Origin of the sequence: Rothia sp. HMSC066G07 (assembly GCF_001814485.1) — a bacterium.
In the GTDB taxonomy this organism is placed as follows: Bacteria; Actinomycetota; Actinomycetes; order Actinomycetales; family Micrococcaceae; genus Rothia.
Window position 1 is genome coordinate 26,144 of the sequence record NZ_KV816922.1, and the last position, 7,134, is coordinate 33,277.

Here is a 7,134-nt window from a genome sequence, read left to right on the forward strand (position 1 = left end):
TCAGTGCGCGCCTGCGTGCTTAATGCGCCGATGTGCTTAATACGCCGGGTGCTTACTTCGACCACATTGCGATGTTGGCGACGAGCAGCACTACGGTCACCAGTACGTAGAAGACCAGGGCGGGCAGAAGCGCCCAGCGGTACTTGGGCGCCAGCTCGCCTTCCAGGTTGCCGAAGCGCAGGGAGCGGAAGAGGAAGAAGCTCAGAATCGCGCCGGGCAGGTTACCGATGATGACCAACAGAATGGTCAGGTACAGGGCGTAGGCTCGTTCGGTGCGTTCGTTCTCTGCACCCGCGAGCTTGAGGGTGCCGCCCAGCAACAGGCTGAGGCATGCGTTCAGGAATGCCACGGTGAAGAAGGGAATCTTCAGGGCTGCTTGGAAGTCCATCTGGGAGTTCGCTGCACCCAGCACAATCCACAGCAGTAGCAGCGCGGGGATGATCATGAGGTACCAGAACAGGTACTTACGCATCTTCTCGGTGTTTTCGATGAGCGCGAAAATTGCGGTCACTGGGTGTCTCTTTCAGATGGTCTCAGGCGGATTCGGTCGGATTCAGGAGGAGTGAGTGAAGGAGCAGGTGGGCACAGTAATGCCTTATCAGGCGTCGGTTTCATCCCCAGCGTTGAGGGCGTCATCCACCTGGTCCTGTAGGGATTCGCGGCGCTCATTCTCAACGTGTTCAATGTAACGGCGCACGATGTAGTCCAGCAGCACCGACAGCGCAACAAAAGAGTAGTAGGGCTTACGCTGGGTGCTGATCTGGGTGGGGGTCGTCTGGTAGTGCAGGGAGTACTCGGCGTGCGAGGACATGTAGTTCACACCAATGGCGGTCACCGCAATCATGGGGATGCGGCGTAGCGCCAGCATCTTAATGTGTTCGCGCATGTTCTCGGTCTGACCGGAGAAGGACACAATGATGACCACGTCGTCCTGGGTCATATTGTTCATGGCGCTTTCGAACTCATTACGTGCCGGGATGACCTGGCAGAACTTACCGCAGACCTGCATGGACTTGGTAAATTCCTGCACAGCATTGCGCTGAGCGTAGCCGGTACCGAAGCAGTACACAGTGCGAGCCTCATGGATGCGCTTGAGCAGTCCGCTCAGCTCCATGTGCTCGAGGTAGTCATAGGTGCGCTGAATGTCTTCGCGGCCGCTCTCAATGAACCGCGGGTTGAAGGGTTCGCTGCGGTTCAGAGAGGACTTAATGAAGTACTTCAACTCAGCAAATCCGGAGAAGTTCAGCTTCTTCGTCAGGCGGATAATTGAGCTGGTCGAAGTATAAGTTTTATGTGCCAAAGAGTTGATCGTTGACTCCGCAACGAACTCTTCATTTTCTAGCATGAATGCCAAAATTTCCCGTTCAGTTTCACTGAATCGGTGCTGGTTCGCATTCACGACGTCTTGTAAATCCACTCAAAGCTCCTGAATCCGATGGTGAGCAATATATAAATAGTACACGCTCTAGGGTCATCGGCCAGGGTGTGCGAGGTTGGTCGTCTCTCACTTTGGGTGGGTGCCTCGTGCAGATTTGAGTCCGGGTGCGAGCCTGGATACAGCTTCGCCGGCGGCATCGGTGTTATCCGATACCGCCGGCGAAGTCTATACCTTATGAGGCGTTATGCCGTCAGACGGTTGAAAGCTGATTCCTCTTAGGAGAGGGTCTTAGCTTCGTTCACCATGGTCTCGAAACGCTCGCGAACCTGGGGAACATCCATGCCGACGATAACCTGGAATGCCTTGCCCTTACGGACCAGACCCAGAGCGCCTGCATTCTTGAAGTCTGCATCCGAGGGGCTGACGAGGGACTCATCAGCAACGGAGACACGCAGGCGGGTTGCGCAGTTGTTCACGGTGGTGATGTTCTCTGCGCCACCGAGCAGTTCGAGGAAGCCAGCTGCACGGGGTGCGTAGAGGTCGCCGTCAGCGGACTCAGCAGCTGCGCCGCCGTTCTTCTCAGCAGCCTTAGCTGCCTTGTACTCTGCCTTGCTGTAGAGCTTGGTCTCGCCGCCGTCTTCTTCACGACCGGGGGTCTTGAAGTCAAACTTCAGAATCATGAAGCGGAAGATCAGGAAGTACAGGACGGTGAAGCACAGGCCCACACCAATCTGCATGAGGTAGGTGCCGGAGTGGTTTGCCCACAGCGGGATCCAGTTCTGGAACAGGAAGTCGAGCAGACCGCCACCCATGTAACCAACCAGACCCAGCTGGTACATGATTGCTGCCATGGATGCTGCCAGGATTGCGTGGACCAGGAACAGCGGGGGTGCAAGGAACAGGAAGGTGAACTCGAGGGGCTCGGTGATACCAATCAGGATCGCGGTGAGGCAGACGGGGATCATCAGAGCGAGAACTTCCTTGCGCTTCTCGGGACGAGCAGTGGTGTAGAACGCCGCTGCGATACCGATGGGTGCAAAGACCTTGGAGTTACCGTGCAGTGCGAAGCCGCCGCCGGGGAACAGTTCCTTCAGGGGCTTGTCGCTCTTTGCGAACTCGGTCAGGTGGGTCGGCCAGTCCTTAGCAATACCGTTCGGGGTAACAACATTACCGAAGACGAACGGGGAGTAGATAAAGTGGTGCAGACCGGTCGGAATCAGGAAACGCTCGAGGAAGGTGTAAACCCACACGCCGAGTGCGCCGGATGCGATGAAGAAGCCCTGCAGGGAGGAGATGCCGTGCTGAGCGTAGGGCCACAGCCAGGAGAACAGGAATGCCACGGGCATCATCAGGAAGAAGCAGACGCCGTAGACGTACTGGGAACCCTGGAAGATACCGAGGAAGTCGGGCAGCTTCTTGTCGAACCAGCGGTTGTGTACCCACACCACGATTGCAGAGATGATGATTGCACCGAAGATACCGGTGTCCATGGTCTTGATACCGGCGATCATCTTCAGACCGGTACCTGCCGCGCTCTTAGAGATGTCGGTGGTGTAGTCCAGGTCGAAGAAACCGGTGCCGCCCTTGCCCCATACCTTGAGCATGGCGCCGACGAAGTAGTTGAAGGTCAGGTAGACCATTGCAGCTTCCATCACTGCACGTGCGTTAGCGGTCTTTGCCAGTGCAATGGGCAGACCGATCACGAAGAGCAGTTCCATCTGGTTGAAGACGGTCCATGCGCCGGACTCCCAAACGGACCAGAAGTGGTTCCACGCGCTTTCCTTGTCAGCAGCGAGGGGAATCAGGTCGCCGTTCTGTGCAATGATCGCAATACCGACCGCGAGGCCAGCGAATGCGAAGAGAAGAACGGGTGCCAGCATGGCAGAGCCGAACCTCTGTACTTTTTCCATCATGAGGCTATACGCCCTTTCGGGTTGTCGAGTGAGCGGACGCAGGTGCCGGCGATCGTTGCCGGTCTGCGGTGGCAACGCCGTATCTTTATACCCTCAAACGAAAGTATATGAGACGGGTGCCACATATCCTGCGTGCGCTAAATGCCGAATGTGTTTTAGACAGAAACAATAATGCCAGGTCATACCTGCCCACAGGTACCAAAACTGTGAGTTTTGAAAGAGTTTTTCAGAACCTGAAACATATCCCGGCACTGGTTAAAAATACTTGCTGCAGATGAGACTTTTTCCCTATTACCTAGCGCACAGAATCGATAGCATAAACAGTGCACCCATAGAGGTCAGAGTGCATAAACACTCACCACCTCAATACGCGGTGCGCATATCATTCTTCAACCTCACACATACCCCGGACTTAATACATGCGCTTCCTCACCCTCAATACGCACAGCTGGTGCGAAATCCACCAGATTGCCAAGATCCGTACCCTCGCCAAGTTCATCATTGAACAGCAGGTGGACGTCATTGCGTTGCAGGAAGTCAACCAGCTCACTTCCACCCCCGTGGTGAAGGAGCCCCTCAACTACCGCGGCGGCGCGGGCATTCCGGTCCGCGAAGACAACTACGCCCTGCTGCTCGTGCAGGCGCTCAACGAAATGGGTGCCACTTACGAGTGGACCCTCACCGAAACCCACATCGGTTGGGACCGTTACGACGAATGCGTAGCTATCCTCTCGCGCCTGCCGATTCGCGGTATCAAGCCCATCAATATGTCCCCCGGCTACGGCTACCACCAGGTGCAGCGCCGCGCAGCACAGGCAACGCTCATCGAAACTGAGACGGGCACCTTCTGGTGCGCTACCACCCACATGTCCTGGTGGGACTTCGACGGCGAGCCCCTCTTCGCGCAGGAATACGCACACCTCTCGCAGGAGCTTGCCGAGTGCGCCCGCACCGCACCGGTACTGCTCGGCGGCGACTTCAACTCCGCAGCACATCTGAGCAATGAAGGCTACGCGCTGGTCACCTCCAGCGGCATGGTGGATACCCGATCCCTAGCGGAGCACACCGACGGCGAGAACACCGTCCACCGCGAAATCGCCGGCTGGGAAGGTAGCACGGATGCCAAGCGCATCGACTTTGTCTTCGCTGACCGCCTGGTCGACGTGGTATCCCACGCGGTTGTCTTCCGTGACAACTCCCCCGAGGCGATCTCCGACCACAGCGGCCTGCTGCTAGAGATTGACCCCTCCAGCTGGGCGCCGGAGAGCCTCCTTACGCCCCTCACCAGCCAGTCCTAAAGGGGCATCAGACGTTAGCCGCCCGCAGAGCGGCACCACACAACACTCATCCATACCAAGGGAAGGAAGAACAATGACGACCCAGACCCAGTGGTGGCAGGAACCCGTTGTCTACCAGATTTACCCCCGCTCCTTCAACGACTCCAACGGCGACGGCATCGGCGACCTGCCCGGTATCACCGAGAAGATTCCGTACCTCGCCGACCTGGGCATTCAGGTGCTGTGGCTCTCCCCCATCTACGCGTCCCCGAACGACGATAACGGCTACGACATCTCCGACTACCGTGCCATCATGACCGAGTTCGGCACCATGGAAGACTTCGACAAGCTGCTCGAAACCGCGCACGAGCACGGCATCAAGCTCATGATGGACCTGGTCGTCAACCACACCTCCGACGAGCACGAATGGTTCAAGCAGGCACGCTCCTCCAAGGACAACCCCTACCGCGACTACTACATCTGGCGCGACCCCAAGGGCTTCGACGAGGACGGCAAGCCGATCCCGCCGAACAACTGGATTTCCTGCTTCAGCCCCTCCGTATGGGAGTGGGACGAGGCGACCGGCCAGTTCTACCTGCACTACTTCTCCATCAAGCAGCCCGACCTGAACTGGGAAAACCCGAAGGTCCGCGAAGAGGTCTACGACATCATGCGCTTCTGGCTGGACAAGGGCGTGGACGGCTTCCGCATGGACGTCATCAACCTGATTTCTAAGGACCTCTCCTTCCCCGAGGACCCGGCAGTCCTCGCTGGCGGCCTCGACAACTCCCTGGCTGTCGCAGCCAACGGCCCGCGCGTGCACGAATTCCTGCAGGAGATGAACCACGAGGTCTTGAGCAAGTACCCGGTCATGACCGTGGGCGAAACCCCCTGCGTGACCGTGGACGACGCCGCACTCTACACCGGTTTCGACCGCAACGAGCTGCAGATGGTCTTCCAGTTCGAGCACATGGATGTGGACGCCTCCGAGGGTGGCGTGACCGGCAAGTGGTCCGACCGCCGCTTCAACCTGGTTGACCTCAAGAAGGTCCTCACCCACTGGCAGGAGGGCCTGCACGGCCGCGGCTGGAACTCCCTGTACTGGAACAACCACGACCAGCCGCGCACCGTCTCCCGCTTCGGTAACGACTCCCCCGAGTACCGCACCGTCAGCGCCAAGATGCTCGGCACCGTGCTACACCTGATGCAGGGCACCCCCTACATCTACCAGGGTGAAGAGCTGGGCATGACCAACGTCTTCTTCGACGATGTGAAGGACTACAACGACCTGGAGATTCACGACTCCTGGCGCAAGTACGTTGAAGAGTCGGGCCGCGTCTCCGCCGAGGACATGCTGCGTTACATCAGTGCCTCCGGCCGCGACAACGCACGCACCCCCATGCAGTGGACCGCCGGTGAGAACGCAGGCTTCACCACCGGCACCCCGTGGCTGAAGCTGAACCCGCGCTACACCGAAATCAACGCGGAGGCAGAGCTCGCCGACCAGGATTCGGTGTTCTACCACTACCGCGATCTGATTAGCCTGCGCCGCGAGTACCCGATTATCCTGACCGGCGAGTACCGCCTGCTGGATGAAGAGGATGACCAGGTTTACGCCTACCTGCGCGTGAACTCCGACGAGGACGCCGCCGCAACCGGCGAGCGCGCCCTGCTGGTCGTCGCGAACTTCACCGATGACACCGTTCAGCTGAACTACGCGGGCGGCAACCTGGATTCGGTGGTGCTAACCAACTCGCAGGCGCTCTCCCCGACTGAGCTGAAGGCAATCGAGAACGCCCCGAAGCTGATCAGCTCGAACTACCGCGATGAGAACCGCGAGTTCACCGACGAGGGCACCCTGCTGCGCCCCTACGAGGCGAAGGTTTACCTCTTCGGTAACGCCAAGTAGTCGTACCCCACTCATACTGTGCGAAGGGGGACCAGATACAGACATTCCGGTCCCTCTTCGCCCTATACTTCAATCACAGACAAAATTTGTTCCTCTTTTCGGCTGGATGGCCGGTATAGAAAGGCAATTATGAGCAACTCCGAGGCATACGAGGTTCCCTCCTACGAAGGCCGCCAGTGGTGGAAGGAAGCCGTGGTGTACCAGGTGTACCCCCGCTCCTTCAACGACGCTAACGGCGACGGTATCGGTGATCTGAAGGGCATCACCGAGAAGCTGCCCTACCTGGCTAAGCTGGGCATCAACGTCATCTGGCTCTCCCCCGTGTTCGACTCGCCGAACGTGGACAACGGCTACGACATCTCTGACTACTTCGCGATTATGAGTGACTTCGGCACCATGGAAGACTTCGACGAGATGCTTGAAACCGCTCACAAGCACGGCATCAAGATCCTGATGGACCTGGTCGCAAACCACACCTCCGATGAGCACCCCTGGTTCAAGGAGTCCCGCTCCTCTAAGGACAACCCCTACCGCGACTACTACATTTGGAAGGACCCGAAGGGCTTCGACGAGGACGGCAACCCGATTCCTCCGAACAACTGGGCGTCCGAGTTCGGCGGCCCGGCGTGGGAGTGGGACGAGGCGACCGGCCAGTTC

Annotated in this window: 6 protein-coding genes; 3 read left to right on the top strand and 3 right to left on the bottom strand. The window is 58.3% G+C overall.

Going from position 1 to position 7,134, the window contains the following annotated elements; translation table 11 throughout:
* Nucleotides 1–52 precede the first annotated feature (52 nt).
* The 3 genes from HMPREF2971_RS01675 to HMPREF2971_RS01685 all read right to left on the bottom strand — a co-directional run bounded on the left by HMPREF2971_RS01675 (nt 53) and on the right by HMPREF2971_RS01685 (nt 3,291).
* On the bottom strand, nt 53–511 hold the full coding sequence (locus tag HMPREF2971_RS01675) for a hypothetical protein (protein ID WP_012903100.1): 459 nt from the start codon (nt 509–511) through the stop codon (nt 53–55).
* Nucleotides 512–598: 87 nt separating this feature from the next.
* Nucleotides 599–1,417 (bottom strand): MurR/RpiR family transcriptional regulator, encoded by an 819-nt coding sequence (locus tag HMPREF2971_RS01680; RefSeq protein WP_005505083.1) that lies wholly within the window; start codon nt 1,415–1,417, stop codon nt 599–601.
* A 236-nt stretch (nt 1,418–1,653) separates the two neighbouring features.
* Nucleotides 1,654–3,291 (bottom strand): alpha-glucoside-specific PTS transporter subunit IIBC, encoded by a 1,638-nt coding sequence (locus HMPREF2971_RS01685; protein WP_049363244.1) that lies wholly within the window; start codon nt 3,289–3,291, stop codon nt 1,654–1,656.
* A gap of 419 nt (nt 3,292–3,710) precedes the next feature.
* Between HMPREF2971_RS01685 and HMPREF2971_RS01690 the strand changes: the two genes are divergently transcribed.
* From HMPREF2971_RS01690 to HMPREF2971_RS01700, 3 genes are all read left to right on the top strand, one after another.
* Nucleotides 3,711–4,589 carry an endonuclease/exonuclease/phosphatase family protein gene (locus HMPREF2971_RS01690; protein ID WP_070599076.1) on the top strand — a complete coding sequence of 293 codons (879 nt, stop codon included), beginning with the start codon at nt 3,711–3,713 and terminating at the stop codon, nt 4,587–4,589.
* A 73-nt stretch (nt 4,590–4,662) separates the two neighbouring features.
* The gene (locus HMPREF2971_RS01695; protein ID WP_070690885.1) at nt 4,663–6,477 is read left to right on the top strand and encodes a glycoside hydrolase family 13 protein; all 1,815 of its coding nucleotides are present in this window, start codon (nt 4,663–4,665) and stop codon (nt 6,475–6,477) included.
* A 129-nt stretch (nt 6,478–6,606) separates the two neighbouring features.
* On the top strand, nt 6,607–7,134 hold a 528-nt coding region (locus tag HMPREF2971_RS01700; RefSeq protein WP_246825013.1), incomplete at its 3' end, for an alpha-amylase family glycosyl hydrolase.